Raw genomic sequence first — 24018 nt, 5'->3', positions numbered from 1 at the left:
CGGCGGTGGTACGGATCGGCCCGCAGCCCATGCGGCCAGCCTGCGCGTCCCCTGCGATGGGGACTGACGCGGGTCCGGCGCATCGCGACACTGGCCGCATGCGACCACCCCCGGGGACCCTCATGCGCTTTCCGCACCTGCCCGTCGAAGACGAACTCGAGATCCGTTCCGTCTTCGCCCGCTACGGCCATCTGGCCGACGCCGGCGATCCCGACTTCGTCCAGCTCTTCACCGAGGACGCCAGCTGGACCCGCGCCAACTCGCCGCCGGCCTCGCAGGGCGGCAGCGGTCTTCCGCCGGAAACCATCCGCGGCCGCGACAAGCTGCTCGCGCTGATGGACGAAGTGATGAGGAAGAAATTCAGGCAGCGCATGCACCACCAGATGACCGACTTCTACGCCGTGCCCGGCGCCAGCGCCGACGATGCCATGGGCCATGCGCGCGCACTCATCACCGATTGGCGCGACGGCCCCGGCAAGATCGCCATGTTCGGCAAGTACGACCTGCGCTTCCGGCGCACCGACATCGGCTGGCGCATCAGCGACGTGACGGTCCGCGTTCTGCCCAGCCAGGAGTGAGGCCATGAACCACGCCGCCACCAACGACATGGCCGACGCGCCGGTCCTCGACGAGGACCCGTTCTCGGACGAGAACATCGCCAACCCCTACCCGCTCTTCGAGCGCATGCGCGAGATGGGGCCGGCCGTCTTCGTCGCGCCGCACGGCTACTACGCCGTGACCCGCCATGCCGAGGCCGGCATCGTGGCGAGCGACCACGCGCGCTTCACCGTCGAGGGCGGCGTCGGCATGAGCGACATCCGCAAGCCCGGCGCCTGGCGCACGCGCAGCCCGATCTCGGAGATCGATCCGCCGGAGCACACGCGCGTGCGCGCGGCACTGCAGAAGATCCTCTCGCCGCTGGTCGTCAAGACCTGGAAGGACAAGTTCGCCCAGCGCGCCGAGGAGATTGCCGAGCAGGCCGTGGCCCGCGGCCGCATCGACGGCGTGGCCGACATCACCGAAGCCTTCGTGCTCGAGGTGTTTCCTGCCGTGCTCGGCATCGACGTGCCGCCGGAGCGCATCAAGCTGACCGGCGAGCTCAACTTCAACCAGCTCGGACCCAACAACGAACGCGTCGCGCGGACCCTGGAGCGCGCCGCGCCGATCATGGACTGGTACCAGCAGGTGCTGCAGCGCGATCACATGCGCCCGGGCGGCTTCGCCGAGAAGATCTACGAGGCCGAGGACGCGGGCGATTTCGACGCCGGCACCGCGCCGCTGCACGTTCGCTCGTTCTTCCGCGCGGGTGTCGACACCACCATCGCCGGCATCGGCTCCACGCTCAAGCTGCTGTCGGAACACCCCGAGCAGCTGGCCCTGGTGAAGGCCAATCCCACGCTTTTGAAGAGCGCCTTCGAGGAAGCACTGCGCATGGAATCGCCGGCGCAGGTCATGTTCCGCACCACCACCGGCGAGCTCGAACTCGGCGGCGTGCGCCTGCGGGCCGACACCAAGGTCGGCTACCACATGGGCGCTGCCAACCGCGACCCGCGCCAGTGGGAAGACCCCGACCGCTATGACGTGACGCGCCAGACCGCCGGGGTGCATCGCGCCTTCGGCGTGGGCGCGCACGTGTGCATCGGCCAGATGATCTCGCGGCTCGAGGCCGAGAGCATCCTCGGCGCGCTCATCCGCCGCGTGCAGCGCATCGAACCGGCGGGCGAAGCGCGCTGGCGCCCCGTCAACACGCTGCGCACGCTCGACGTGCTGCCGCTCACGCTGGTGGCCGGATAACGGCCGTCACCTCCCGATCAACCATACCAAGGAGACACCCATGACCCTGCATCGCAGAGCCGTACTCGCCGGCGCCATCGCCCTTTCGATCAGTGGCCTGAGCCACGGACAGGACAAGGAAATTCCCGTCGGCGTCTTCAACTCGCTGACCGGCACCTACGCCTTCGGCGGCGTGCCGATCCAGAACGGCATGAAGCTCGCGCTGGAGGAAGCCAATGCGAAGGGCCTGCCCGGCGGCAACAAGTTCAGGATCGTCGAGGCCGACACCGCCGGCGACAAGGGGCAGACCATCAGCCTGGTCAACCAGTTCGTCAAGCGCGACAACGCGATGCTGATCCTGGGCCCGACCGTGAGCGCCGACGCCCTGGGCGCCGCGCCCGTGGCCAACGACCTCAAGGTGCCCATCCTCGCCATCGGCAGCTCGCCCGGCATCCTTGCCACCGGCCCCTGGGCCTTCAAGATCCAGGCCACGCCCGTGGACATCATGGGCTATCTCGGCAAGCTGGCGGTCGAAAGGCTCGGCGTCAAGCGCATCGTGCTGCTGCACGACCAGAGCAACGACGGCTACATCGGCCAGAAGGACGCCCTGGCCGACTACCTGCGCAAGGCCGGCGTCACGATTGCCGCCGACGAGAAATTCGTCTCGGCCGATTCCAACTTCCTCGCGCTCGCCACCAAGGTCGCCACCATCCCGACCGACGCCATCTTCATCGCCGCGCCGGCAGAGGTTGCGGCCAACCTCATCCTGCAGATCCGGCAGGCCGGCCTCGATCCCAAGGTCAAGTTCGTCGGGCCTTCCACGCTCGGCTCCGCCGGCTTCGTGAAGGCGGGCGGCAAGGCCGTGGAAGGCACCTACTTCGTCTCCGACTATTCGCCCAACGACCCGTCGCCGATGAACCAGGCCTTCGTGAAGGCCTACCAGGCCAAGTACAAGAGCGTTCCCGACAACTGGGCCGCGATGGGCTATGCCCTGGGCCAGGTGGCCGTGCAGGCCGTGAGGAACGCCGGGCCGAGTCCCGATCGCACGAAGATCCGCGACGAACTGGCCAGGCTCAACAAGGTGCCGATGGTGCTGGGGAACGGGACCTGGAGCGTCGATGCGGGGCGCAACCCGAGCTATGGCGGCGTGCTGCTGCAGGTCAAGGCAGGGAATTTCGTGACCGTGCAGTAGGGCTCGCGCACGACGCGGGCGCAGGCATCCCGCGATGCCTCACGCCCCTCAGGCCGTCATGCCGCCGTCGACGTTGTAGACCCCGCCGGTGACGAAGCTGGCCTGCGGTCCGAGGAGCCAGAACACCAGGTTCGCCACTTCCTCGGCCGTCGCGGCCCGCTTCAAGGGCTGGTTCAGGAAGTGCTGCTTGAGCGCCGCCTCGGCCTGCGCCTTGGTGCGCCCATCCACCCGGAAGGTGCTGCGCAGCAGCGGCGTATCGATCGGCCCCGGGCAGATGGCGTTGATCCGGATTCCGTGCGGCGCGAACTCCAGCGCCGCCTGCTGCGTCATCCGGATCACGGCCGCCTTCGAAGCACCGTACACACCCAGCCCCGCTTCGGCGCGGCTGCTGCGCTGCCCCGACACCGACGCGGTGTTGACCATCGTCCCGCCGCCCTGCGCCCGCATCGCACGGCCCACGGTCTGCATGCCCAGCAGGACGCCGCGCACGTTGACGGCGAAGATCCGCTCGAAGTCCTGCATGCGGACATCGAGCAGCGGCGATTGGGGGCCGACGATGGCGGCGTTGTTGTGGAAGAGATCGATACAGCCGAACTTGCGCATGGCCGTGTCGACGTAGCGCTGCACGTCCGCTTCCTGCGCCACGTCAGCGGCCACGCCGATGGATCTTGCAGGGTCCAGCGCTTCGAGTGCGCGCTGCAATGCGGCTTCGTCGCGGTCGACCACCGTGACGCGGGCACCGGCATCGAGCAACTGCCGCACGAGCGCCAGCCCGACGCCGCTGGCCCCGCCAGTGACGACGGCCACTTTGTCCGCGAACATGGCCGCCGTCATTGCAGCGTCACCGGCAGCGCGCTGGGTGCGCGAAAGACGAAGGTATGCATGTGCCGCGTGTCGTCGGGTTCGGCCAGCCGCATGCGCGGAAAGCGCTTGGCGAATTCCTCGAACACGATCTTCATCTCCAGCCGCGCGAGCGGCGCACCGAGGCAGAAATGCACGCCGTTGCCGAAGGTGAGCTGCTTGCGCGCATTGGCGCGCCGGATGTCGAAGCGATGGGGATCCTCGAACACATCCTCGTCGCGATTGGCCGACGCGAAGGACAGCATGATCGGCGCGCCCTCGGGAATCCGCACGCCGCGGAACGCGACGTCTTCGAGGGCGACGCGGCGCCAGCCGATGACGGCGCCGGCATAGCGCATGCCCTCTTCCACCGTGTTGGCCGCCAGCGCAGGATCGGCGCACAGCGCTTCCCACTGGCCGCGGTTCTGCAGCAGGCTGCGGAAGGTGTTGGTGAGCTGGTTGGTCGTCGTCTCGTGGCCGGCGAAGGCGACGCCGAAGGTGTGGGTGATGATCTCGGGGATGGTCATCACGGCGTCGTCGCCGTTGCGGATGGCGAGCATGCGGCTGGTGAAGTCGTCCTGCGGATGCCTGAGCCGCTCGTGGACCATCTCGGTGCAGTACTGCCAGAACGCGACCATGTTGCGCGCGCCTTCGATCTGCTGCGCGTGGGTGGCGGGACTGAAATCGATGACGCTGCGCGCACCCGCCCAGTGCTTGACGTCGGGAATGTCCGAATCGGGAATGCCCAGGACCTTGAAGACGACCTGCGCCGGCAGCTCGTAGTTGACGTCGCGCAGCAGGTCGACCGGATCCTGTCCGTCGATGCGGTCCAGCACCTCGTTCACCAGGCGGCGGATGTGCGACTCGAGCTTGACGAATTCGCGCAGATTCAGCACCTGGCCGGTGACGCCGCGGATGCGCTTGTGCACGGCGCCGTCCAGGCTCGAATGGCTGCCGGTCTGTGCATAGCCGCCCTCCTTCAGGATGGCCTGCGCGTCGGGGTGCATGGGCGTGACGGGCCGCGTGGTGTTCTGCGACGAGAAGCGCGCGCCGTCGTGCAGCACCGCGTAGACATCGGCATGCCGGGTCAGCACCCAGTAGCCGATCTCTTCGCTCCAGAAGACCGGTTCGTCGCGCCGCTGGCGTTCGAATGCGGCGTGCAGTTCGGGGCTGTAGTACGGCTTGAAGTCGCTGTTGGCCGGATGGAAGGGGCAAGCGTCGATCGCGTTCATCGTGGATCTCCTTCAGGGGTGGTCAGCGCATCAACATGCCGCCGTTGACGTCGAGGGTGGCGCCGGTGACGAAGCCGGCGCCGGGCGAGACGAGGTACGACACGGCGGCAGCGATTTCCTCGGGCAGGCCGATGCGGCCCAGCGGCACGGCCGCGGTGCCGAGGTACTTCCGGTCACCGGCGCCGGCGGGCACGGTCTGGTGCAGCATGGGCGTGTCGATCGGTCCGGGCGCGACGGTGTTGACCGTGATGCCCAGCGGCGCGGCCTCGCGCGCCACCACCTTCGACAAGGCCAGCACCGCGCCCTTCGACGCGCTGTAGGCCGCTCCGCTCTGCATGCCGCCCATCTGGCCGGCGAGCGAGGCGACGGTGACGATGCGGCCGTGCTCGACGGCCCTTCCGTCGCAACGGCGCAGCATCTCGCGCACACACAGGAAAGTGCCGAGCGCGTTGACGCGCATCACGGCGTCCCATTCCTGCAGCGTGATGTCGACCGTGGGCAGCCGGCCCGGCGACGGCTGGGCGCTGAGGATGCCGGCGAAGCAGACGAGCACGCCGACAGGGCCGAGCCTGTCCTGCACCGTGTCGAAGGCGGCGCGCACGCTGTCCTCGTCGGCCACGTTGCAGGCCAGGCCGATGTGACCGGCGCCGGGCAGCGTGGCGGCGGCGCGCCGGGCGGCCTCCGCATGCAGGTCGGCGACGGCGATGGTCAGTCCCTCTTCGGCCAGCCTGCGGGCGCTGGCCAGCCCCAGCCCGCCCGCGGCGCCGGTGATCAATGCGATGCGCATGAAAAAACTCCAGGGATTCAGTGGTCGGGATGCGCGTCGACCCAGCACTGCACCAAGGGCTCGCTGAGGTAGGCGCTGGTCGTCTGGCCGCCGTCGACCGCCAGCACCTGGCCGGTGACGAAGCCCGCGTCGTCGCTGCACAGAAATGCGGCCGCGCCGGCGATCTCTTCGGGCAGGCCGGGCCGGCCCATCGGCGTGGTGCCGACGATCGTGGCCTGGAAGCGCGCGGTGCCGAGGCGCCCCGCGGTCTGCGGCGTCGCGATGATGCCGGGTGCGATGGCGTTGACGCGGATGCCCTGGTCGGCGTAGTCCGCGGCCAGGTTGCGCGTGAGGCCGATCACGCCGGCCTTCGCCATCGAGTAGACGGCCTGGCGCCGGTAGCCGACCACACCCAGCGTGGATGCGATGTTGAGCACCACGCCGCCGGACCGGATCAGTGCGGGAAAGGCAGCGCGCGTGATCATGAAGGTCGCCTTCTGGTTGATGCCGGCGTACTTCTCGTAGTCGGCGTCGGTGGTTTCGTGGAAGGGCGGGCAGTTGCCGAGGCCCGCGTTGTTGACCAGCACGCGAATGCCGCCGAACGCGCGCAGGCATTCCGCGACGATCGCCTGCGGCGCGCCCTCGGCGGTCACGTCGGCCACCAGGGTGCACAGCGTGTCCGAGCGCGGCAGCGCTTCCAGCGCCGCCGCGTTGATGTCGACCGCGAGCACCCGTGCGCCCTCCTCGTGCAGCCTCAGCGCAATGGCCCGGCCGATGCCGGAGGCGGCGGCGGTGACGATGGCCGGCCGGCCCTCGAAGCGCTTCATGCCACTTCCCAGATGTCGTACACCGGCCCGTCGGGCTCGCGGGTTCCGGTGCCGATGGCGATCCGGTCGTTGAGCCATTCGAGACCGGGCGCGGCCGTTTCGAACTGGACGGCGACGCGGAAGTAGTCGGCGCCGCGTGGAATCGGCTCGCGGTTCACGATCTTCTTCATGATCGCCGGCGTGGGTCCGTTTCGCCGCCCGCTGTAGGTCATGTAGACCAGGCCGCCGGTGTCGGTCTCGAGCACGAGGCGCACGTCCAGGTGCAGCCCGCCATCCGGGCGCTCGAGCACGACGTCGGCGCCGCCGGGCAGCACGCGCCCGCGCAGGCGCTCGCCGTCGAAGCGGCCTCCGCTCACGCACATCACGCGCCGCGTGTAGCCGTGCGGCACGGCGCCCACGAGTTGCGGCGGCGCAGAGACCTCCGCCTTGATCGTGAACAGCGGGCGCAGCGCGATCGGGGTCATGCCTTCTCGTCGTAGCGCTTGCGCACGTCCTTGATGAGCTCGAGCAGCGCCTCCGGCACGTCGCGCCCTTCGGCCTTCGCCTGGCGCTTGCAGTCTTCCCACAGCTTGAGGTCGGCGTAGCCCTTGTCGGTGTGGCGGTTCCACTCCTTGTCGAGCGGCGTGGTGACCTCCAGCCGGATGCCCGCCGGATCATGGAAGTAGATCGACAGGATCAGACCCTTGTGGTCGGTCGGCCCGATCACCTCGACGCCCTGCGAGGTGAGCCACTCGTACCACTTCATCACCTCGGCGCGGTCCTTCGCCTGCAGCGCGATGTGATTGAAGATGTCGTAGGCCGGATGGCTGGCCTTCGACGGCGGCGGAACGCCCGGCGCCTCGAAGAAGGCCAGGGTCGAGCCGTCGCCCATGCGGAAGAAAATGTGGAAGTAGGGAATGGCGTCGCCGGTCGACGGCACGCTGTCGTCCAGCACCGTGCTGGCCAGCTCCATGCCCATGATGCGGGTGTAGAAGTCGGTGGTGGCCGCCGCGTCGGGCGTCACCCATGCGGCGTGGTTGAGCATCATCGGCGTGAGGCCGGGATTGGGTGCCAGCGGTGTCGGGGGCTTGGCGCTGACCTGGGATGCGGTGACTTGCATGAAGCGTTTCTCCGTGTTGAATGCGGTTCTTACAGTTGCGGGTCCGCGATGCGCACGGCAATGCCGTCCAGCGCATCGCTCATGACGATCTGGCACGACAGGCGGCTGCCCGCTTCGCGCGGTGCGGCCGTGTAGTCGAGCATCTGGCTTTCGGTGTCGACCACGGGCGGGATCCGCTCGAGGAAGGCGTCGTCGACGATCACGTGGCAGGTGGCGCAGCTCATGACGCCGCCGCAGTCGCCGACGATGCCTTGCACGTCGTGGGTGGTGGCGGCCAGCATGAGGCTCTGGCCGTTGGCCACGTCGAGCTCGGTGCGCTCGCCGTTCGGATGGATGTAGATGGCACGGGGCATGGTGTGACTTTCTCTCAGGCGCGTGCGCGCGTCAGTCCCCTCGACGGGGACGTTCGCCGGCACGTCGCGCGGCCAGGCGGCGCAGGCTGCTGTTCACCAGGCCGACGAAGCCCTGCGGCATCAGGAACATGCACAGGATCAGGAAGCCCGCGAAGATGGCCGAAGGCGCGGACTTCGAGATCTGGTCGGCGACATTGGGAATGAACTGGATGAAGGCCGCGCCCACCAGCGCGCCCGAGATCGTGCCGAGGCCGCCCACCACCACGCCCACGAGAAAGAACACCGACACGAACATGCCGAAGCTGTCGGGTGCGACGAAGGCCGTGGCGATCGCACCGAGCGAGCCGGCCACGCCGGTGTAGAGCGCGCTGATGCCGAAGGTCATCGCCTTCACATAGGGCACGTTGATGCCCATGGCGGACGCCGCGATCGGTTGTTCGCGTATCGCGATCGTGGCCCGGCCGAGCCGGCCCCGCAGCATGTTCCACGCGCAGAGGAACATCAGCACCGCCACGGCCAGCACCACGAGGTAGAGCCACTGGTCGGACGAGAGCTTGAGCCCGAAGGGCGCGTCGGGCTTCATCAGCGCGATGCCCTGCACCCCGCCGGTCCAGGGCTCCAGCGCCTTGTGCTTGAGCAGCTGCGGCGTGGCCAGCGCGAGTGCAAAGGTGGCCAGCGCGAGGTAGTGGCCCTTCAGGCGCAGCGCAGGCCAGCCGAACAGGAAACCGAATGCGAAGCACACCACCGCCGACACCGGCAGCGTGGCCCACCACGCGAAGCCGGCGTGCTCCATCAGCACCGCCGTGACGTACGCGCCCAGCGCATACAGCGCGCCGTGGCCCAGCGAGAGCTGGCCGTTGTAGCCCACCAGCATGTTGAGCCCGAGCACGCCGATCGCGGTGATCAGCGTCATGGTGGCAAGGAAGATGCGGTAGTCGGACAGCGCGAAGGGCACGGCCAGCGCCGCGAGAGCCAGCACGCCCAGGGCGAGCGCTCGCCACGAGCTTCGCGCGGCGCGGGTGGATGGCGGGACCAAGGTGGAGGGCTGCTCGCTTGAAAGAGGCAATGCCGACATGCTCAGACCCTCGCCACCAGCTTGCGGCCGAAGATGCCCGAGGGCCGCACCAGCAGCACGCCGACGATCAGCAGCAGGGCCAGCGAGAGCTTGAGCTCGGTGCCCACCACATAGGTCCCGGCCAGGTTCTCGATCACTCCCACGATCAGCCCGCCGGCCACCGCGCCCCAGGGGTTGTCGATGCCGCCGAGCAGCGCCGCCGCAAAGGCGTAGATCAGCACGCCGCCCATCATGTTGGGCTCGAGGAAGACGACCGGCGCCACCATCAGCCCCGCCACCGCGCCGATCAGCGCCGAGAGGCCCCAGCCCAGCGAGAGCATCCACGAGACCGGGATGCCGGCGAGCCGCGAGGACACCGGGTTCTCGGCCGAAGCGCGCATCGCGAGCCCGATCCTGGTGAAGCGCAGGAATGCATACAGCACCGCCATCACCAGGAGGACCACCACCACGGTGCCGAATTCGTGGCCCGAGATCAGCGTGCTGCCGCCGAAGACCTTTTCGGGGAACGGACTCGGGAAGGGCTCCAGCTGGTGGCCGAAGATCCATCCCGCCAGCGAATTGATGCCGACGAAGAGGCCGATGAAGACGACGATGACCGACAGCTCCGGAACGTCCCCCAGGGGCCGCAGCACCAGGCGTTCGATGGCGAAGCCGGCAACGAAGCCGAAGGCCAGGGTCGCGATCGCCGCGGCCCAGTACGGCAGCCCCCATTTGAGCAGCAGGAAGGCGATGAAGGTCGAGAACATCGCCATCTCGCCCTGCGCGAAATTGATGTGGTGGGTCGACTGGTAGATCATCACCAGCGCCAGGCCGAGGCAGGCGTAGATCGCGCCCATGGCGATGCCGGAGGCGATCTGTTGCAGCAGGCTGTACATGGAATGGGTCCTTCTCAGAAGCCGAGGTAGGAACGGCGGATCTGCGCGTCGTCGCGCAACTGCTTCGCGGTCCCGGAGATCACGGTGCTGCCGGTTTCGAGCAGCCACGCGTGGTCGGCCAGGTCGAGCGCGCGCGCCACGTTCTGCTCGACCAGCAGGATGCCCACGCCCTCCTGCCGGTTGACGACGCGCATGATGTCGAAGATCTCGCGGATGATCAGCGGCGCGAGGCCGAACGAGGGCTCGTCCATCAGCAGCAGCCGGGGCCGCTGCATCAGCGCCCGGCTGATGGCCAGCATCTGCTGCTCGCCGCCCGAGAGCGTGCCGGCCTGTTGCTGACGCCGCTCGCGCAGCCTGGGAAAGTACCCGAACATGCGCTCCATGCCTTCGTCCACCTCCGCCTTGCGCCGGCGCAGGTAGGCGCCGACGCGCAGGTTCTCTTCCACCGTCATGTTCACCAGCGTGCCGCGTCCGTCGGGCACGTGCGCCATGCCGAGCGCGGCGATCTTCTCGGTGCTGTGGCCGTCGATGCGCTGGCCGGCAAGGCGGATCTCGCCGGTGCGGCGGATGAGTCCGCTGAGCGCGCGCAGCGTGCTGGTCTTGCCCGCGCCGTTCGCGCCGAGAAGGGTGGTGATCCCGCCTTCGGCGACTTCGAAGCCGATGCCCTTGAGCACGCGGGTCGGGCCGTAGAAGGCCTCGAGGTTCTTCACTTCCAGCAGCGCGGCCATCAGGCGGTCTCCGTTCCCAGGTAGGCGCGCACCACCTCCGGATCGGCCTGCACCTCGGCCGGCGGCCCGTCGGCGATCTTGCGGCCGAAATTCATCGCCACCACCTGGTCGGACACGCGCATCACGAGATTGAGGTGGTGCTCCACCAGCAGCACGGTGACGCGGAACCGGTCGCGCACGTCCACGATCAGCTGGCGCAGGCCATCCACCTCTTCGTGATTGAGGCCTGCCGCCGGCTCGTCGAGCAGCAGCAGCTGGGGCTCGGCCACCAGCGCACGCGCCATCTCGACGCGCTTGCGCGTGCCGAAGGACAGGTTCTTCACCGGCGTCTCGGCCGCTTCGGCAAGGTCGAGCAGGCGCATCACGCCGTCGGTGCGCTCGCGCACCTGGGCCTCCTCGCGCCGCACGGCAGGCAGACGGAAGGCATTGGCGAGGTAGCCGGTGCCGGTGCGGCAGTGGCGCCCGACCATCACGTTCTCGCGCACCGTCATGGCCGGGAACAGCGCCACGTTCTGGAAGGTGCGGCCGATCCCCGCGGCCGCGATCGCGTGCTGCGGCTGGGCCAGCAGATCGATGCCATCGAAAGTGATGGCGCCGGAGGCCGGCGTGTAGAGGCGGCTCAGGCAATTGAAGAGCGTGGTCTTGCCTGCCCCGTTGGGACCGATCAGCCCGCAGATCTGACCGCGCCGCACATCGAAGGAGATGCCATCAAGCGCGACGATGCCGCCGAAGCGGACACACAGCTGGCTCACGCGCAGCAGGACATCGGAGGGTGAAGACATGGCCGCAGTATTCGGGCGGCGCGCCGGACCGTCAGTCCCCTGCGCGTGGTACAGACGCGGCGTTGTCCCTTGCCATGGGGACAGACGCCCCGCGCGCTCGCTGCCACATTCGGCGCACTCAATCCCATGTGGAGGTGTTCGCCATGGACTACGGACTGCAGGGCCGCCTGATCTTCATCACCGGCGGCGGCAGCGGCATCGGCCGCGCGATCGGCATCGAAGCCGCGCGCGGCGGCGCCCGGGTCGCGGTGGTCGATGCCGTGGCCGAACGCGCCGCGAACGTCGCCGCCGAACTGCGCGACCTCGGCGCGCGGGCGATCGCCCAGACGCTGGACGTGCGCGACGCGGCCGCCTGCGAGGCCGCCGTCGTGCGCGTCGAGGAACAGATGGGCGAGATCGACGGCATGGTCGCCTGCGCCGGCATCTCGCCACCTTCCGCCGCCGATACGATGCCCGACGAACTCTGGACGCGTTGTCTGGACGTCAACCTGACCGGCATGTTCCGCTCGGTCCAGCCGGTGGGCCGGCGCATGGTGGCGCGGCAGCGCGGCGCGATCGTCACGGTCGCGTCGATCGATGGCCTCGGCGGCCACGCGGGCCGCGCGCACTACAGCGCGTCCAAGCACGGCGTGATCGGCCTCACGCGCGCATTGGCCATCGAATGGGGACGCTTCGGCGTGCGCGTCAACGCGCTCGCGCCGGGCGTGGTCGACACGCCGCTCCTGAAGGCCAACATCCCGTCGGACCACCTGCAGTACGCGATGGTGGACCGCAACCCGCTCGGACGCCTGTGCCGGCCGGAAGAACAGGCCGGCCCTGGCCTCTTCCTGCTGTCCGATGCGGCCAGCTATGTCACCGGCTCGGTGATGACCGTCGACGGCGGCAGCGCCGCCGGCTTCTTCACGCGCTGGAACGGCGCCGACCTCGGCTCGCGCGCGCTGCTCGAGGCCGGCGCGTACGGCACACCCCCTCACTCTCCTGAAGGACACACACCATGAAAAACCTCTTCGACCTGCGCGGCGAGCGCATCCTCGTGACCGGTGCGGGCGGCGCCATCGGCGGCGCCACGGCACGCGTCTGCGCGGCGCTGGGCGCCGAACTGTTCATCGCCGACCTCACGGCGCCGACCGCGCTGGCCGAGGAGCTGAAGGCCCGCGCCGCCTCGCTCGACAACACGAAACGCGAGGACGTCAACGCATTGCTCAAGGACATCGGCGAGATCGACGCGCTGATCGACACGAGCGGCTACTACGTCAAGGGCGACTGGCTCGACGGCGGCGACGAATGGGAAGCGCTGTTCGAACGCACCATGGCCGTCAACGTCAAGGGCCCGGTCAACCTGTTGCGCGCCGTGCTGCCCGGGATGATGAAACGCGGCAGCGGCCGCATCGTGCTGACCAGTTCGATGGCCGCACGCAATGCCGGATCGACCCTGGCCGTGGAGCCGGCCTATGCGGCATCGAAGGGCGGCCTCTCGGCGCTGGTGCGCTACTTCGCCCGGCAGGCTGCGGCCTCCGGCGTGGTCGTGAACGGCGTGGCGCCGGGCCCGATCCTCACGCCGCTGCTGCTCTCGGCCAAGCAACCCTTCACCGTCGACCAGTATCCGATGCAGCGCCTGGGCCAGCCGGAAGAGATCGGCTGGCCGGCCGCCTTCCTGGCTTCGCGCGGCGCCAGCTTCACCACCGGCGCGGTACTGGACGTCAACGGCGGCATGTGCTTCTCCTGAAATGAACCCGCTCGACGCGCTGTGGGAGCCGGTGCGCATCGGCCCCGTGCAGACACGCAACCGGATCTACCTGCCCGCGCACCAGGTGAGCCTGCCGCCGCCGGCCTATGGCGCCTACCTGGCCGAACGCGCGCGCGGCGGCGTCGGCCTGATCGTGACGCATGGCTTTCACGTGCACCCGGCCAGCGCGCGCGCGGGCGTCTCGCCCTGGGAACCGGCCTGGGCCGATGCGGTGCAGGCCTTCGTCCAGCCCAGCAAGCGACACGGCGTTCCGGTGTTCGTGCAGGTCACGCACATGGGCGCCAGCGGCACGCGGCGCACCGACGACATCGACCACTGGGGCGCGGTGATGGCGCCCTCGCCGCTGCCCTCGCCCGTGCACCGCGCGATGCCCAAGCCGATGGAGGAAGAAGACATCCGCGAGGTGATCGCCGGCTTTGCGGCCACCTGCGCCAACGTGCAGGCAGGCGGCGGCGACGGTGTGGAGATCCACGGCTCGCACGGCTATCTCGTCAGCAACTTCCTGTCGCCCTACTGGAACCGGCGCGACGATGCCTGGGGCGGCGACACCGAGCGCCGCGCGCGGCTGGCACTGGAGATCGGCAAGGCGGTGCGCCAGCGCTGCGGCAGCGAGTTCGTCGTGGGCATCAAGCTGAGCCTCGACGAATACCTCGGCGAGGCCGGCACCACGCCGCGCGAGACCGTCCGCGTCGTGCAGTTGCTGGAACAGGCGCGGCTCTTCGACTACGTGTGCCTCTCGCACACCGACTACCACCAGAACCACAAACTCGTGCCGCCGCAATCGAGCGGAGAAACCGCGCCGCTCGCCGCCGGCGCAGCGCCGGTGCGCGCGGCGTTGGCGGGCCGCATTCCGCTCTTGATCCAGGGCTCGGTGCGCAGCATCGAGAAGGCGGCGGAGATCGTGCAGCGCGGGCAATCGGACCTCGTCGGCCTGGTGCGCGCGCACATTGCCGACCCCGAGATCGTGCGCAAGGCGCAACAGGGCCGCGCCGAAGAAACGCGCCGCTGCGTCGGCGCCAACCAGGGCTGCTGGCGCCGGCTCGGACAGAACGTGAGCTGCACCGTCAACCCGGTGGCCGGCCGCGAGCTGCAATTCGGCGCGGCCGTCGTCATCAAGCCGCCCGCCGGCGCACGAAGGGTTCTGGTGATCGGCGGCGGCCCCGCCGGCCTCAAGTTCGCGGACACCGCGGCGGCGCGCGGGCACCGCGTCACGCTGTGGGAGCGCAGCGGCCAGCTCGGCGGCCAGATCCGCAAGGCCGGCCTGTTGCCGGACTACGCATCGTGGAACTTCCTGGTCGACGACCTGGAAGCCTCGGTGCGGCGACGGGGCGTGGAGATCGTCCTGCACCGGGAGGCCACGGCCGCGGCGGTCGCAGCCGCCGGTGCCGACGAGGTCGTGGTGGCCACGGGCGCGCGCTGGCAGACCGGCGGGCGCTCGATGTTCCGCACCGACCGAGACACGATGGCTGGCGCGGAATTGCCGCACGTGATGGATGTGCTCTCGGCGCTCGACCAGCTCCCGGTCTGCGGCCGGCGCGTGCTGATCGTGGATGACAACGGCGACTACCTGCCGCTGGGCCTGGCGCGATTGCTGGCGGCCACGGGGCGCGAGGTCACGGTGGTCACCGCCGATGCGATGCTCGGGCACAAGCTCGAAGCCACGCTCGACTGGCCATGGCTGATGCCGCGCGTGACCGAAGCCGGGGTCGCGATGCGCGCCTCGACCCGGGTCGACAGCATCGCGCCGGGCCACGCCATTCTGAGCAGCACGCTCGGCGGTGCGGCCGAGGCGCTGGCAGCCGACACGGTCGTGCTGTCGATGCAGCGCACCAGCGAGGATGCGCTCTACCACCAGCTGAGCGCGCGCGGCCTGCCCGTGCGCCGCATCGGCGATTGCGTGGCGCCGCGCGAAGTCGACGATGCGGTGCTCGAGGGGTTTCGCGAGGCGCAGGCGACGGCCTGAATCGGCCGGACATTCGCACAAGGAAAAAGGCCGCGCATGCGGCCTTTTTCCTGGAGATCCTTTCCGCCATCAACGCTCGATCGTGATCAGCTCCGTCATCGGCTTCCACGACTTGCCGTCGAACTGCGCCAGGCGCGCCTGGCGGATCGGGTAGTAGTCGTCGGCACTGAAGTTGATCTTCATGCCCGGCAGCAGCATGCCGAGTTCCACATCCTTGAGGCCCTGCACCTGCTTGAGGAAGTTCTCGCGCGTGAGGTTGTCGCCGCAGCGCTCCAGCACCAGCGCAGTGAGCTGCGCGCCCATGTAGGTGTAGACCGAGGTGGTGTCGCCCGGATCGTCATTGGGGAGGTATTTCTTGAAGAAGGCCAGGTACTCCTGCATCGCCTTGTCCTGGGTCCAGGTCGGATCGGACGGCGTCTTGAACCAGTAGCTCGACACCAGGCCCACCGCGTTGTCGAGGCCGGCCGGCGCGAGCACGCCGGTGATGGAACTCGAGACATAGGGCACGATGTAGAAAGGCTTCCAGCCGATCGCGGCCACCTTCCTGATCGCCTGGGCCTGCGCCTTGTTCGAGGTGAACGCCACCAGCACGTCGGCGCCCGAGGCCTGCAGTTGCAGGATCTGCGAATCGACGGTCGGGTCGCTCATCTCCTGGCTGACTTCCTTGACGATGTTGCGCTGCTTGTCGCCCAGGGCCTTGCGAAAGCCGCGCATGTACGACTTGCCGACATCGTCGTTCTGGTAGAGCACGCCGATCTTGGCCTGCGGCCTCGATTCGGCCAGATACTTTCCGTAGATCGACCCTTCGATGTCGTAGGCGAAGGAAAACGGCACCGTCCAGGGCGTGGCCTTGGCGTCGTGCAGGCCGGGGCTCGACGCATAGAAGAACACCTGCGGCACCTGCTTGGCATTGAGGTACTTCTGCACCGAGGTCTGCGCGGCCGTCCCCATCGAGTTGACCATCGCCAGCACCTGATCGGACTCGACCAGCTTGCGCGTGCCCTCCACCGTCTTGGGCGGACTGTAGGCATCGTCCACGGACAGCAGATTGATCTTTCGTCCGTGGATGCCGCCCCTGGTTTCGTTGAGCATCTTGAAGTAGGCCACCGACATGCGGCCGACCATCGCGTAGGCCGAACCGGGACCGCTGTACGCCACCGTCTGGCCGAGCTTGATCTCGGTGTCGCTGGCGCCGGGGCCGTAGTTCTTCTGGGCATACGCCCCCGCGCCGGATGCGAGGGCGATGGAGGCCGCGAGGGCAAGGAGGGAAGCGCGCATGTTGTGTCTCCTGAGTCGTTCGATGGATGGGCGCGAGTAAATCAAGCTGCGGACGGAACGTCTGTCCCCATCCCGCGTGACAGCGCACGCCGCCACGGAATCTCAAGGCGCGTCCCGTCCCCGGTAAGGGGACAGACGGCGCCTAGGGCAAACCCCAAACTCGACGCATTTCCCACGTCAGGAGCCTGTGCATGACCTCCAACGCCGAAGCCGTCGCGTTGCGCGAAGCGCCCGTGCTGGACATCGATCCCTATTCGATCGAGGTCCTGCGCGATCCCTATCCGTTCCATGAAGCGCTGCGCGAAGCGGGGCCGGCGGCCTACATCCAGCCGCACGGCATCTACGCCGTGGGCCGTCACGCGGAAGCGAAGACGGTGCTGTCGGACCACGCGCGCTTCACCAATGCCGGCGGCATCGGCATCCAGGACATCCGCAGGCCGGGCGAGTTCCGCATACCGAGCCGGCTGCTCGAAGCCGATCCGCCGGACCACACGAAGATCCGATCGGTGGTGACGCGCCTGCTCTCGCCGCTGGTCATCCGCAAGTGGAAGGAAGGCTTCGACCGCAAGGCCGAGGCGCTGGTGGACGAGTTGCTGGCGCGGCGCGAATTCGACGGTGTGGAAGACTGCGCCGAACGTTTTATTCTGGAAGCCTTTCCGGCGGCCGTCGGCGTGCGCCTGCCGCGCACCGAGACGCTGGCCATTGGCGAGATGCGTTTCAACCAGAGCGGCCCGCGCAACGCGCTCTACGAGCGCGCGATGGAGGCCGCGCAACCTTATCTCGCATGGTTCGAGGAGAGCGTGTCGCGCCAGGGCGTGATCCCCGGCTCGATCGCCGAGCTCCTGTTTCGCGCGGAGGACGCGGGCGAGCTCGATGAAGGCATTGCCTCGAACGTGGTGCGCAGCTTCGTGGGCGGCGGCACCGACTCGACCATCGCGGGCATCGGCTTCACCTTGCACCAGTTGGCGAAGAGCCCGGCCCAATGGGAGCGCGTGCGCAGCGAGCCCGCGAAGGTCAAGGCGGCCTTCGAGGAAGGCATCCGGCACGAGACACCGTTCCAGGTGACCTATCGCACCACGCGCGGGGAAACCGAGCTCTCCGGCGTGCGCCTGAACGCCGACACGAAGATCGGCGTCTTCATGGGTGCCGCGAACCGCGACCCGCGGCAATTCCCGGAGGCCGAGCGCTTCGATGTCGATCGCCCTGCCCTCGCCGGCAACCACGTGGCATTGGGCCACGGCATTCATGCCTGCATCGGCCAGATGCTCGCGCGCCAGGAATCCGAAGCACTGATCGGCGCACTGAGCCGCCGCGTGGCCCGCATGGAACTGACCGCGCCGGCCACCTATCGCCCGATCAACCAGATGCGCACGCTCGACAAGTTGCCGATGCGCATCGTGCCGGCGTGAGCGCCAACGGGCCGTCGAGCGGCCCAAGCCGCTTCCCATCGTTCGCCAGGAGACTTTCACCATGATCGAAACCGACGTCCTCGTCATCGGCAGCGGTGCCGCCGGCCTCACCGCGGCCATCACCGCGCGTCAATCGGGTCTGGAGACGCTCGTGATCGAGAAGACCGCGCTCTTCGGCGGCACGACCGCCTACTCCGGCGGCGCGCCGTGGATCCCGTGCAACCACGTCATGCAACAGATCGGCCTGGACGATTCCCGCGAGGCCGCCGAGACCTATCTCCATGGCGTGCTGGGCGATGCCTACCGGGAAGACCTCGTCGCGAGCTACCTGGACAACGCGCCCGCGATGCTGAAGTTCATGGAACGGAATTCGCAGGTGCGCTTCAAACCGTTCCCGCTGCCGGACTACGAGTCCGAGCTGCCGGGCGCCGCGCGCTGCCGCTCGCTGCTGACCGAGGCCTTCGACGGCCGCCTGCTGGGCCATCGCCTCGCCGATCTGCGGATGCCATTGCCGCAGCTCATGCTGTTCGGCAGCATGCAGATCGAAGGCGCCGACATCCACCCGATGCGGCACGCCTTGAAGACCTGGGCAGGGTTCAGGCACACCGCGGGCGTCATGCGACGCTTCATGCTGGACAAGCTCCAGCACGGCCGCGGCACCCGCATCGTCAACGGCAACGCGCTGGCTGCGCGCCTGTTTCATTCCGCCATCCAGGCCGGCGTCACCTTGTGGAAGAACTCGCCCGCACTCGAACTGACGCTGAAGGACGGACGCGTGACCGGCGCGGAAATCGAGCACGAGGGCCAACGCATCCGCGTCGCCGCACGCTGCGGCGTGCTGCTGGCGACCGGCGGCTATGGCGCCAGCGAACAGATGCGCAGGAAGCACATCCCCTTCGCGGAACATCACCACTCGCTGCAGCCGGAAGGCAACGTGGGCGATGGCGTGCGGTTGGGCCGCAGCGCAGGCGGGATGCACGATCCCGCGCATGCCGGCGATTGCATCTGGACGCCGGTGTCGGTGCTGCGCAAGCCCGACGGCAGCATGGTCAGGTATCCGCACATCTTCATCGACCGCGCCATGCCCGGCTGCATCGCGGTGGGTCCGGATGGGCATCGATTCGTCAACGAAGGCACGTCCTACCAGAGCTTCGTCGGCACCATGCACCGGCGCGGCATCACGACCGCGCATCTGATCGCCAATCGGGACTTCCTGCGCACCTATGGCCTGGGCCTGGCGCGCCCTGCCCCCTTCAGTGCGCGTGCGCTCATCGATGCCGGCTACCTCGTGGAAGCCCCGACGCTCGCGCAGCTCGCCGGCCGGATCGGCATCGACCCGGCCGAACTCGAAGCGACGGTGCGGCGCTTCAACGAGGGCGCCGCTCGCGGCGAAGACCCCGAGTTCGGCAAGGGGGCCGATGCGCACTCCCGCTTCCGGGGCGACCAGACCCATGCGCCCAACCCGGGGATCGCCCCCATCGGCAACGGCCCCTACTACGCCGTCGCGCTCCATCCCGGCGATCTCAGCACGGTGGGCGGCCTGGAGACCAACGGCCAGGCGCAGGTTCTGACGCCGCAGGGCAACCCGATCGAAGGGCTGTATGCGGCCGGCCTCGACATGAATTCGATGATGCGCGGCCGCTATCCCGGCGGCGGCAGCAGCATCGGCCCGGCCATGACTTTCGGCTACATCGCCGCGCGCCACATGGCCGGCACCCGGACACGGACTGCGGTGATCGAGGAGGAGGCGGCCGCAGCCTGACACGCCCGACAGGCCGGCCACCGATCCTTGCGGGCGGACAACGTGGTGTGGTGGTGTCTAGGCCGTGTCGAGCGCCACGCACAGCGCGTGCAGATTCGGCACGATCAACTGCGGGCGCGCGCCGTGTTCCCACGGCCGCTCGTCGCGCACCAGCCAGGCGGCCTGCATGCCGGCATCGAGCGCACCGACCACGTCGAGCGCCGCGTCGTCGCCGACGTGCAGCACGTCCTTCGGCAACAGGCCGACCGACGCCGCCGCGGCACGAAAGATCGGCGCATGCGGCTTGCCGCTGCCGAAGGCGCGCGCATTGAAGGCGGCGCGGAACCAGCGGCCGACGCCCGTGAGATGGACATCGGCGTTGCCGTTCGAGATCGCGACCAGCGGATAGCGCTCGCTCAACCACTTGAGCGCCGGCAGAACGTCGTCGTAGAGCGTCACGCGCTGGCGCTCGGCAAAGAAGATCTCGAAGGCGGGATCGGCCAGCGCCGGGTCTTCGCCCCCGCGTCGCAGCGCCGTGCGGATCGATTCGCGGCGCAACGCGCTCAGATCGTGGGCCAGGTCGGAGCGCTCCTTGGCGGTGGCTTCGCGCAACTCGCTCAGCATGCCGGGCGTGAGCAGCAGCGCGGCCGTCTTCGGCGCTTCGCGCGACAGCCATGCGTGCAGCGCGCGCTCGGCGCGTTCGATGGTCGGCCAGATCGGCCACAGCGTGTCGTCGAGATCGAGCGAGATCGCAGCGATGCGCCGCACGTCGAGGGCCAGGGGATCAAGGGTCGCGGAATCCATGACCGAGAATATCGCATGCCCTTTCGCGCCGAACCGCCCGCCCCCGAGAGCCCCCAGGAGCGCACTGCGGTGCTCTGGTGCAACCTCGGCTCACCCGACGAAGCAACGGCGCGTGCCGTGCGCCCCTACCTGGCCGAGTTCCTCGGCGACCCGCGCGTGGTCGAGATTCCGCGCGCGCTGTGGGCGCTGATCCTGCACGGCATCATCCTGCGCACCCGGCCCGCCAGGTCGGCCGCCAAGTACGCGGGCATCTGGACCGCCGAGGGCTCGCCGCTCAAGGTCTGGACCCGGAAACAGGCCACCTTGCTGGCCGGATGGCTGGGCGAGCGCGGCCATCGCGTGACGGTGCGCGACGCCATGCGCTACGGCCAGCCGTCGATCGCGGCGCAGCTCGATGCGCTCAAGGCCGAAGGCGTCACGCGCGTGCTGGTGCTGCAGGCCTATCCGCAGTATTCGGCGACCACCACCGCCAGCGTGATCGATGCGGTCAACGCATGGTCGGCCCGCGTGCGGCGGCTGCCCGAGTTCCGCTTCGTCAGCCACTACCACGACGAGCCGCTCTACATCGAGGCGCTCGCGCAGAGCGTGACCCGCCACTGGCAACAGAGCGGCCGGCCCGACCAGTTGCTGATGAGCTTCCACGGTATTCCCGAGCGCAACATCCGCCTGGGCGATCCGTACCAGCGCCAATGCCTCGCCACGGCAAGCCTGCTGGCCCGGCAGTTGAAGCTCGAGCCCTCGCAGTACCGCGTCACCTTCCAGTCGCGCTTCGGGCGCGCGAAGTGGCTCGAGCCTTATACCGAGCCCGCGCTGCGAGCGCTCGGCGCGGCCGGCGTCTCACGCGTCGACGTGATATGCCCGGGCTTTCCGGCCGACTGCCTGGAGACGCTGGAAGAGATCGCGATGGAAGGCCGCGACGCCTTCCTGCAGTCGGGCGGCAAGGAATTCCACTGCATCCCCTGCCTCAACGACAGCCCGGCCTGGATCACGGCGCTGGCCGCGATCGCGGAACGCCACCTGAGCGGCTGGCCCACACAGCGTTCCTCCTAGAGACGGCCGAGATAGTCGAGCTTGCCGAGCGGCACGCCGCTGTGGCGCAGCACGTCGTAGGCGGTCGTCACGTGGAAGAAGAAATTGGGCAGCGCGAACTGCAGCAGATAGCGCTCGGCGGTGAACTGGATCTCGGTGCCGCGCACCTTGATGACGACGGCGCGGTCTTCGTGGCCGTCGATCAGCGCGCGGTCCACCGTGCGCAGGAATTCGACCGTCTTCGCGACGCGGGCCTGCAGCTCTTCGTAGCGCGTTTCGGTATCGGGAAAGCTCGGGCCGGTGATGCCCGCGATGCGCGCGGCGCCGAGCTTGGAGGCGTCGCTCGCGGTCTGCACCTGGCCGGCCAGCGTCAGCATGTCGGGCGCCAGGCGCGCGGCGACGAAGGTTGCCGGATCGATGCCCTGCGCGCCCGCATGGGCCAGCGCCTTGTCGAGCACATGCGAGAGCTGCCCGAGCCCGCGAATGAAAACCGGAATGGAAGCCTCGTACAGCGACAGCGCCATGGGAATCTCTCTTTGGAATGGAAGGGGCGCGATTGTCGCGCGCCGCTCAAGAATTCGCTTGAACGAAGCCGGACACCCTTTCGAGCTGCTCCGGTACGTTGAGCGCGGGTGCATGGCCGCAACCCGGCACCTCGAAGGCCTCGAAGCGCCCCTTCGCGCCCGGCCCGCGGCGATGCATCGCTTCGACCGTCTCGCGCAGCACCAGGTCGGATTCGGCCCCGCGCAGCAGCAGCACGGGCGCTTCGATGGCGTCGTAGTGCTGCCAGATCGCGTAGTCCTCCGGATGGGCGCTGAACTGCCGCACCATCGCCGGGTCGTAATGCGGCGTGACGCGGCCGTCGGGAAGCCGGCGTGCCGAGGTCTCGGTCAACCGGCGCCACTGCGCGTCGCTGAGCCAGCCGTAGGGCTTGTAGACCGTGCGGAAGAAGGCTTCGAGTTCCATCACCGTGTCGAAGGCCGGCGGCTGCCCCGCATAGGCGCGGATCCGCTCGACGGCCGATGCCGCGATCTGCGGCGCGGTGTCGTTGAGCACCAGGCTCGCGATGCGCGGCTTCATCGACGGCTCGGCCAGGCCCGACGCGCAGACCATGCCGATCGCGCCGCCCATCGAGGTGCCGACCCAGTGCACGCGCGCGAGCTGCAGCGCATCGCAGAGCCCGGCGGCGAGCCGCGCGTAGAACGAGAGCTGGTACTCGTCGTCCGGCGCCGGGCTCCACTGGCTCAGCCCGCGTCCGAGGGTGTCGGGGCAGATCACGCGATAGCCGCACGCGACGAAATGCGCGGCGAGTTCGTCCATGTCGCGGCCGGTGCGCGCCAGGCCGTGCCAGGCGACGACCACCGGCGCATCGCGCTCGCCCCAATCCATCCAGTGGATCTCGCGTCCGGCGATCTGCACGAAATTCGATGTCGGCCTATTCATCGCAAGCTCCTCGCCCTCAGTCGTCCGACGACACCGGTCGGAAAGTAATAGACCGAGAGCACGAACAGCACGCCCAGCCACAGCAGCCAGCGGTCCGGCGAGAGAAGCGCCGCCAGCCAAGGCAGCGCGCTGGCCGATTCGCTCGCCAGACGCAGCAGATCCTGCAGGTAGCTCTGCGCGACGACGAAGAGCACCGCGCCCACCACGGCGCCATACATCGTTCCCATGCCGCCGATGACCACGATCAGCAGCACGTCGATCATGATCTCGAAGCTCAGCGAGGTGTCCGGCCCGTTGTAGCGCAGCCAGATCGCGAGCATCGCGCCGGCCAGCGTCGCGAACAGCGCCGACAGCACCGACGCCGTCGTGCGATAGACCACCACGCGGTAGCCGATCGCCTCGGCGCGGAACTCGTTCTCGCGGATCGCCTGCAGCACGCGGCCGAAGGGCGAGTTGACGATGCGCAGCAACGCGAGCACCAGCACCACCGCGACCACGAAGAGCAGGTAGTAGCACAGCAGCCGGCCGTCGAGCGAGACGCCCAGGAACGGATCCTCGCGGAACTCGAAGCTCGGCGAGATCAGCTCCGGCAGCTTGAAGGTCAGGCCGTCCTCGCCACCGGTGAAGGCGGAAAGCTGCGAGGCCAGCGTCTGGAAGGCCGAGGCCACCGCCAGCGTGATCATCGCGAAGAAGATCGCGCGCACCCTGAGCGAGAAGAGACCGATCGCGAGCGACAGCACCAGCGACAGTGCCAGCGCCGCGCCGAGCCCGGCCCCCATCGCGCCCCACCCCGCGCCCAGCCGCGTCGCCGCGATCGCGATGCCGTAGGCGCCGATGCCGAAGAACATGGTGTGCGCGAAGCTCACGATGCCGGTGTAGCCCAGCAGCAGGTCGAAGCTCGCGACCAGCACGATGAACACCAGCACCTTCGCTGCAACGCTGAGCGCCTTCACCCCCGGAAAGATGAAGGGCGCGAACGCCAGTCCGAGCACCAGCGCGACCAGCAGCACCGCGAGCACGCGGCTGCGCGGCAGGTCGTTGGACAGGAGACGCTTCAGCATG

At 68.8% G+C, this 24018-nt stretch carries 25 protein-coding genes; 9 read left to right on the top strand and 16 right to left on the bottom strand.

Going from position 1 to position 24018, the window contains the following annotated elements:
* The first annotated feature begins 98 nt into the window (after positions 1-98).
* The 3 genes from WDLP6_RS11795 to WDLP6_RS11785 are packed head-to-tail and all read left to right on the top strand — an operon-like array spanning position 99 to position 2965.
* A complete protein-coding gene (locus tag WDLP6_RS11795; RefSeq protein WP_232077039.1) occupies positions 99-578 on the top strand; it encodes a nuclear transport factor 2 family protein in 480 nt (159 codons plus the stop codon).
* Positions 579-582: 4 nt separating this feature from the next.
* Positions 583-1794: a cytochrome P450 gene (locus WDLP6_RS11790; RefSeq protein ID WP_162592488.1), complete on the top strand. Its 1212-nt coding sequence runs from the start codon at positions 583-585 to the stop codon at positions 1792-1794.
* Positions 1795-1834: 40 nt separating this feature from the next.
* Positions 1835-2965: an ABC transporter substrate-binding protein gene (locus WDLP6_RS11785; RefSeq protein WP_162592487.1), complete on the top strand. Its 1131-nt coding sequence runs from the start codon at positions 1835-1837 to the stop codon at positions 2963-2965.
* Positions 2966-3013: 48 nt separating this feature from the next.
* Here the strand turns inward: WDLP6_RS11785 and WDLP6_RS11780 are convergent, their stop codons facing one another.
* From WDLP6_RS11780 to WDLP6_RS11730, 11 genes are read right to left on the bottom strand one after another with little or no spacing between them, the layout of a single operon-like run.
* Positions 3014-3787 carry an SDR family NAD(P)-dependent oxidoreductase gene (locus tag WDLP6_RS11780; RefSeq protein WP_162592486.1) on the bottom strand — a complete coding sequence of 258 codons (774 nt, stop codon included), beginning with the start codon at positions 3785-3787 and terminating at the stop codon, positions 3014-3016.
* Between the two features lie 8 nt (positions 3788-3795).
* Entirely contained in the window at positions 3796-5037 is a 1242-nt protein-coding gene (locus tag WDLP6_RS11775; RefSeq protein ID WP_162567252.1) for a cytochrome P450, read from the bottom strand.
* Between the two features lie 22 nt (positions 5038-5059).
* Positions 5060-5824: an SDR family NAD(P)-dependent oxidoreductase gene (locus WDLP6_RS11770; RefSeq protein WP_162592485.1), complete on the bottom strand. Its 765-nt coding sequence runs from the start codon at positions 5822-5824 to the stop codon at positions 5060-5062.
* Positions 5825-5841: 17 nt separating this feature from the next.
* Positions 5842-6630, bottom strand: a complete 789-nt coding sequence (locus WDLP6_RS11765) for an SDR family NAD(P)-dependent oxidoreductase (protein WP_162592484.1) — start codon at positions 6628-6630, stop codon at positions 5842-5844.
* On the bottom strand, positions 6627-7094 hold the full coding sequence (locus tag WDLP6_RS11760; RefSeq protein WP_162592483.1) for a DUF3237 domain-containing protein: 468 nt from the start codon (positions 7092-7094) through the stop codon (positions 6627-6629). The genes WDLP6_RS11765 and WDLP6_RS11760 overlap by 4 nt, the downstream gene beginning before the upstream one ends.
* Positions 7091-7729 carry a VOC family protein gene (locus WDLP6_RS11755; RefSeq protein WP_232077038.1) on the bottom strand — a complete coding sequence of 213 codons (639 nt, stop codon included), beginning with the start codon at positions 7727-7729 and terminating at the stop codon, positions 7091-7093. The genes WDLP6_RS11760 and WDLP6_RS11755 overlap by 4 nt, the downstream gene beginning before the upstream one ends.
* 29 nt (positions 7730-7758) lie before the next feature.
* Complete coding sequence (locus tag WDLP6_RS11750) at positions 7759-8082, bottom strand: 2Fe-2S iron-sulfur cluster-binding protein (protein WP_162567246.1); 324 nt, start codon at positions 8080-8082, stop codon at positions 7759-7761.
* Between the two features lie 31 nt (positions 8083-8113).
* Entirely contained in the window at positions 8114-9118 is a 1005-nt protein-coding gene (locus WDLP6_RS11745) for a branched-chain amino acid ABC transporter permease (protein ID WP_232077037.1), read from the bottom strand.
* 41 nt (positions 9119-9159) lie between these two features.
* Entirely contained in the window at positions 9160-10032 is an 873-nt protein-coding gene (locus WDLP6_RS11740) for a branched-chain amino acid ABC transporter permease (RefSeq protein WP_162567244.1), read from the bottom strand.
* Between the two features lie 14 nt (positions 10033-10046).
* Positions 10047-10760: an ABC transporter ATP-binding protein gene (locus WDLP6_RS11735; protein WP_162592481.1), complete on the bottom strand. Its 714-nt coding sequence runs from the start codon at positions 10758-10760 to the stop codon at positions 10047-10049.
* The gene (locus tag WDLP6_RS11730) at positions 10760-11542 is read right to left on the bottom strand and encodes an ABC transporter ATP-binding protein (RefSeq protein WP_162592480.1); all 783 of its coding nucleotides are present in this window, start codon (positions 11540-11542) and stop codon (positions 10760-10762) included. Before WDLP6_RS11730 ends, WDLP6_RS11735 begins: the two co-directional genes overlap by 1 nt.
* 143 nt (positions 11543-11685) lie before the next feature.
* On the opposite strand from WDLP6_RS11730, the gene WDLP6_RS11725 reads away from it, so the two are divergent.
* Genes WDLP6_RS11725 through WDLP6_RS11715 form a run of 3 tightly spaced genes read left to right on the top strand, consistent with a single transcriptional unit; the run spans position 11686 to position 15252 of the window.
* Positions 11686-12540: an SDR family NAD(P)-dependent oxidoreductase gene (locus WDLP6_RS11725; protein WP_162592479.1), complete on the top strand. Its 855-nt coding sequence runs from the start codon at positions 11686-11688 to the stop codon at positions 12538-12540.
* A complete protein-coding gene (locus tag WDLP6_RS11720; protein ID WP_162592478.1) occupies positions 12537-13268 on the top strand; it encodes an SDR family NAD(P)-dependent oxidoreductase in 732 nt (243 codons plus the stop codon). Before WDLP6_RS11725 ends, WDLP6_RS11720 begins: the two co-directional genes overlap by 4 nt.
* Position 13269: 1 nt before the next feature.
* Complete coding sequence (locus WDLP6_RS11715) at positions 13270-15252, top strand: oxidoreductase (protein WP_162592477.1); 1983 nt, start codon at positions 13270-13272, stop codon at positions 15250-15252.
* A gap of 69 nt (positions 15253-15321) precedes the next feature.
* Here WDLP6_RS11715 and WDLP6_RS11710 read toward each other — a convergent pair whose 3' ends face one another.
* Positions 15322-16530 (bottom strand): ABC transporter substrate-binding protein, encoded by a 1209-nt coding sequence (locus WDLP6_RS11710; RefSeq protein ID WP_162592476.1) that lies wholly within the window; start codon positions 16528-16530, stop codon positions 15322-15324.
* 191 nt (positions 16531-16721) lie between these two features.
* Between WDLP6_RS11710 and WDLP6_RS11705 the strand changes: the two genes are divergently transcribed.
* Together WDLP6_RS11705 and WDLP6_RS11700 are read left to right on the top strand one after the other, a co-directional pair.
* Complete coding sequence (locus WDLP6_RS11705) at positions 16722-17939, top strand: cytochrome P450 (protein WP_162592475.1); 1218 nt, start codon at positions 16722-16724, stop codon at positions 17937-17939.
* A gap of 61 nt (positions 17940-18000) precedes the next feature.
* The gene (locus tag WDLP6_RS11700) at positions 18001-19701 is read left to right on the top strand and encodes an FAD-dependent oxidoreductase (protein ID WP_162592474.1); all 1701 of its coding nucleotides are present in this window, start codon (positions 18001-18003) and stop codon (positions 19699-19701) included.
* Positions 19702-19758: 57 nt separating this feature from the next.
* On the opposite strand, the gene WDLP6_RS11695 is transcribed toward WDLP6_RS11700, so the two are convergent.
* Positions 19759-20484: an HAD-IA family hydrolase gene (locus WDLP6_RS11695; RefSeq protein WP_162592473.1), complete on the bottom strand. Its 726-nt coding sequence runs from the start codon at positions 20482-20484 to the stop codon at positions 19759-19761.
* 15 nt (positions 20485-20499) lie between these two features.
* Here WDLP6_RS11695 and hemH point away from each other — a divergent pair, with 15 nt between their 5' ends.
* Positions 20500-21534 (top strand): ferrochelatase, encoded by a 1035-nt coding sequence (gene hemH / locus WDLP6_RS11690; protein ID WP_162592472.1) that lies wholly within the window; start codon positions 20500-20502, stop codon positions 21532-21534.
* On the opposite strand, the gene WDLP6_RS11685 is transcribed toward hemH, so the two are convergent.
* The 3 genes from WDLP6_RS11685 to WDLP6_RS11675 are packed head-to-tail and all read right to left on the bottom strand — an operon-like array spanning position 21531 to position 24017.
* The gene (locus tag WDLP6_RS11685; RefSeq protein WP_162567233.1) at positions 21531-22037 is read right to left on the bottom strand and encodes a DUF1993 domain-containing protein; all 507 of its coding nucleotides are present in this window, start codon (positions 22035-22037) and stop codon (positions 21531-21533) included. The genes hemH and WDLP6_RS11685 overlap by 4 nt on opposite strands.
* Before the next feature lie 46 nt (positions 22038-22083).
* A complete protein-coding gene (locus WDLP6_RS11680) occupies positions 22084-22956 on the bottom strand; it encodes an alpha/beta fold hydrolase (RefSeq protein ID WP_232077036.1) in 873 nt (290 codons plus the stop codon).
* Entirely contained in the window at positions 22953-24017 is a 1065-nt protein-coding gene (locus WDLP6_RS11675) for a branched-chain amino acid ABC transporter permease (RefSeq protein WP_162592471.1), read from the bottom strand. The genes WDLP6_RS11680 and WDLP6_RS11675 overlap by 4 nt, the downstream gene beginning before the upstream one ends.
* Position 24018: the final 1 nt, after the last annotated feature.

The sequence above is a fragment of the Variovorax sp. PBL-E5 genome (assembly GCF_901827185.1).
In the GTDB taxonomy this organism is placed as follows: Bacteria; Pseudomonadota; Gammaproteobacteria; order Burkholderiales; family Burkholderiaceae_C; genus Variovorax.
The sequence above is the reverse complement of the archived record's forward strand: the minus strand, read 5'-3'. Positions and strand labels throughout refer to the sequence as shown.

Excerpts from the sequence above, each read along its gene's own strand:
- WDLP6_RS11795 (WP_232077039.1), top strand. The coding sequence starts at position 99 with ATGCGACCACCCCCGGGGACCCTCATGCGCTTTCCGCACCTGCCCGTC.
- WDLP6_RS11790 (WP_162592488.1), top strand. The coding sequence starts at position 583 with ATGAACCACGCCGCCACCAACGACATGGCCGACGCGCCGGTCCTCGAC.
- WDLP6_RS11785 (WP_162592487.1), top strand. The coding sequence starts at position 1,835 with ATGACCCTGCATCGCAGAGCCGTACTCGCCGGCGCCATCGCCCTTTCG.
- WDLP6_RS11780 (WP_162592486.1), bottom strand. The coding sequence starts at position 3,787 with ATGTTCGCGGACAAAGTGGCCGTCGTCACTGGCGGGGCCAGCGGCGTC.
- WDLP6_RS11775 (WP_162567252.1), bottom strand. The coding sequence starts at position 5,037 with ATGAACGCGATCGACGCTTGCCCCTTCCATCCGGCCAACAGCGACTTC.
- WDLP6_RS11770 (WP_162592485.1), bottom strand. The coding sequence starts at position 5,824 with ATGCGCATCGCATTGATCACCGGCGCCGCGGGCGGGCTGGGGCTGGCC.
- WDLP6_RS11765 (WP_162592484.1), bottom strand. The coding sequence starts at position 6,630 with ATGAAGCGCTTCGAGGGCCGGCCGGCCATCGTCACCGCCGCCGCCTCC.
- WDLP6_RS11760 (WP_162592483.1), bottom strand. The coding sequence starts at position 7,094 with ATGACCCCGATCGCGCTGCGCCCGCTGTTCACGATCAAGGCGGAGGTC.
- WDLP6_RS11755 (WP_232077038.1), bottom strand. The coding sequence starts at position 7,729 with ATGCAAGTCACCGCATCCCAGGTCAGCGCCAAGCCCCCGACACCGCTG.
- WDLP6_RS11750 (WP_162567246.1), bottom strand. The coding sequence starts at position 8,082 with ATGCCCCGTGCCATCTACATCCATCCGAACGGCGAGCGCACCGAGCTC.
- WDLP6_RS11740 (WP_162567244.1), bottom strand. The coding sequence starts at position 10,032 with ATGTACAGCCTGCTGCAACAGATCGCCTCCGGCATCGCCATGGGCGCG.
- WDLP6_RS11735 (WP_162592481.1), bottom strand. The coding sequence starts at position 10,760 with ATGGCCGCGCTGCTGGAAGTGAAGAACCTCGAGGCCTTCTACGGCCCG.
- WDLP6_RS11730 (WP_162592480.1), bottom strand. The coding sequence starts at position 11,542 with ATGTCTTCACCCTCCGATGTCCTGCTGCGCGTGAGCCAGCTGTGTGTC.
- WDLP6_RS11725 (WP_162592479.1), top strand. The coding sequence starts at position 11,686 with ATGGACTACGGACTGCAGGGCCGCCTGATCTTCATCACCGGCGGCGGC.
- WDLP6_RS11720 (WP_162592478.1), top strand. The coding sequence starts at position 12,537 with ATGAAAAACCTCTTCGACCTGCGCGGCGAGCGCATCCTCGTGACCGGT.
- WDLP6_RS11715 (WP_162592477.1), top strand. The coding sequence starts at position 13,270 with ATGAACCCGCTCGACGCGCTGTGGGAGCCGGTGCGCATCGGCCCCGTG.
- WDLP6_RS11710 (WP_162592476.1), bottom strand. The coding sequence starts at position 16,530 with ATGCGCGCTTCCCTCCTTGCCCTCGCGGCCTCCATCGCCCTCGCATCC.
- WDLP6_RS11705 (WP_162592475.1), top strand. The coding sequence starts at position 16,722 with ATGACCTCCAACGCCGAAGCCGTCGCGTTGCGCGAAGCGCCCGTGCTG.
- WDLP6_RS11700 (WP_162592474.1), top strand. The coding sequence starts at position 18,001 with ATGATCGAAACCGACGTCCTCGTCATCGGCAGCGGTGCCGCCGGCCTC.
- WDLP6_RS11695 (WP_162592473.1), bottom strand. The coding sequence starts at position 20,484 with ATGGATTCCGCGACCCTTGATCCCCTGGCCCTCGACGTGCGGCGCATC.
- hemH (WP_162592472.1), top strand. The coding sequence starts at position 20,500 with ATGCCCTTTCGCGCCGAACCGCCCGCCCCCGAGAGCCCCCAGGAGCGC.
- WDLP6_RS11685 (WP_162567233.1), bottom strand. The coding sequence starts at position 22,037 with ATGGCGCTGTCGCTGTACGAGGCTTCCATTCCGGTTTTCATTCGCGGG.
- WDLP6_RS11680 (WP_232077036.1), bottom strand. The coding sequence starts at position 22,956 with ATGAATAGGCCGACATCGAATTTCGTGCAGATCGCCGGACGCGAGATC.
- WDLP6_RS11675 (WP_162592471.1), bottom strand. The coding sequence starts at position 24,017 with ATGCTGAAGCGTCTCCTGTCCAACGACCTGCCGCGCAGCCGCGTGCTC.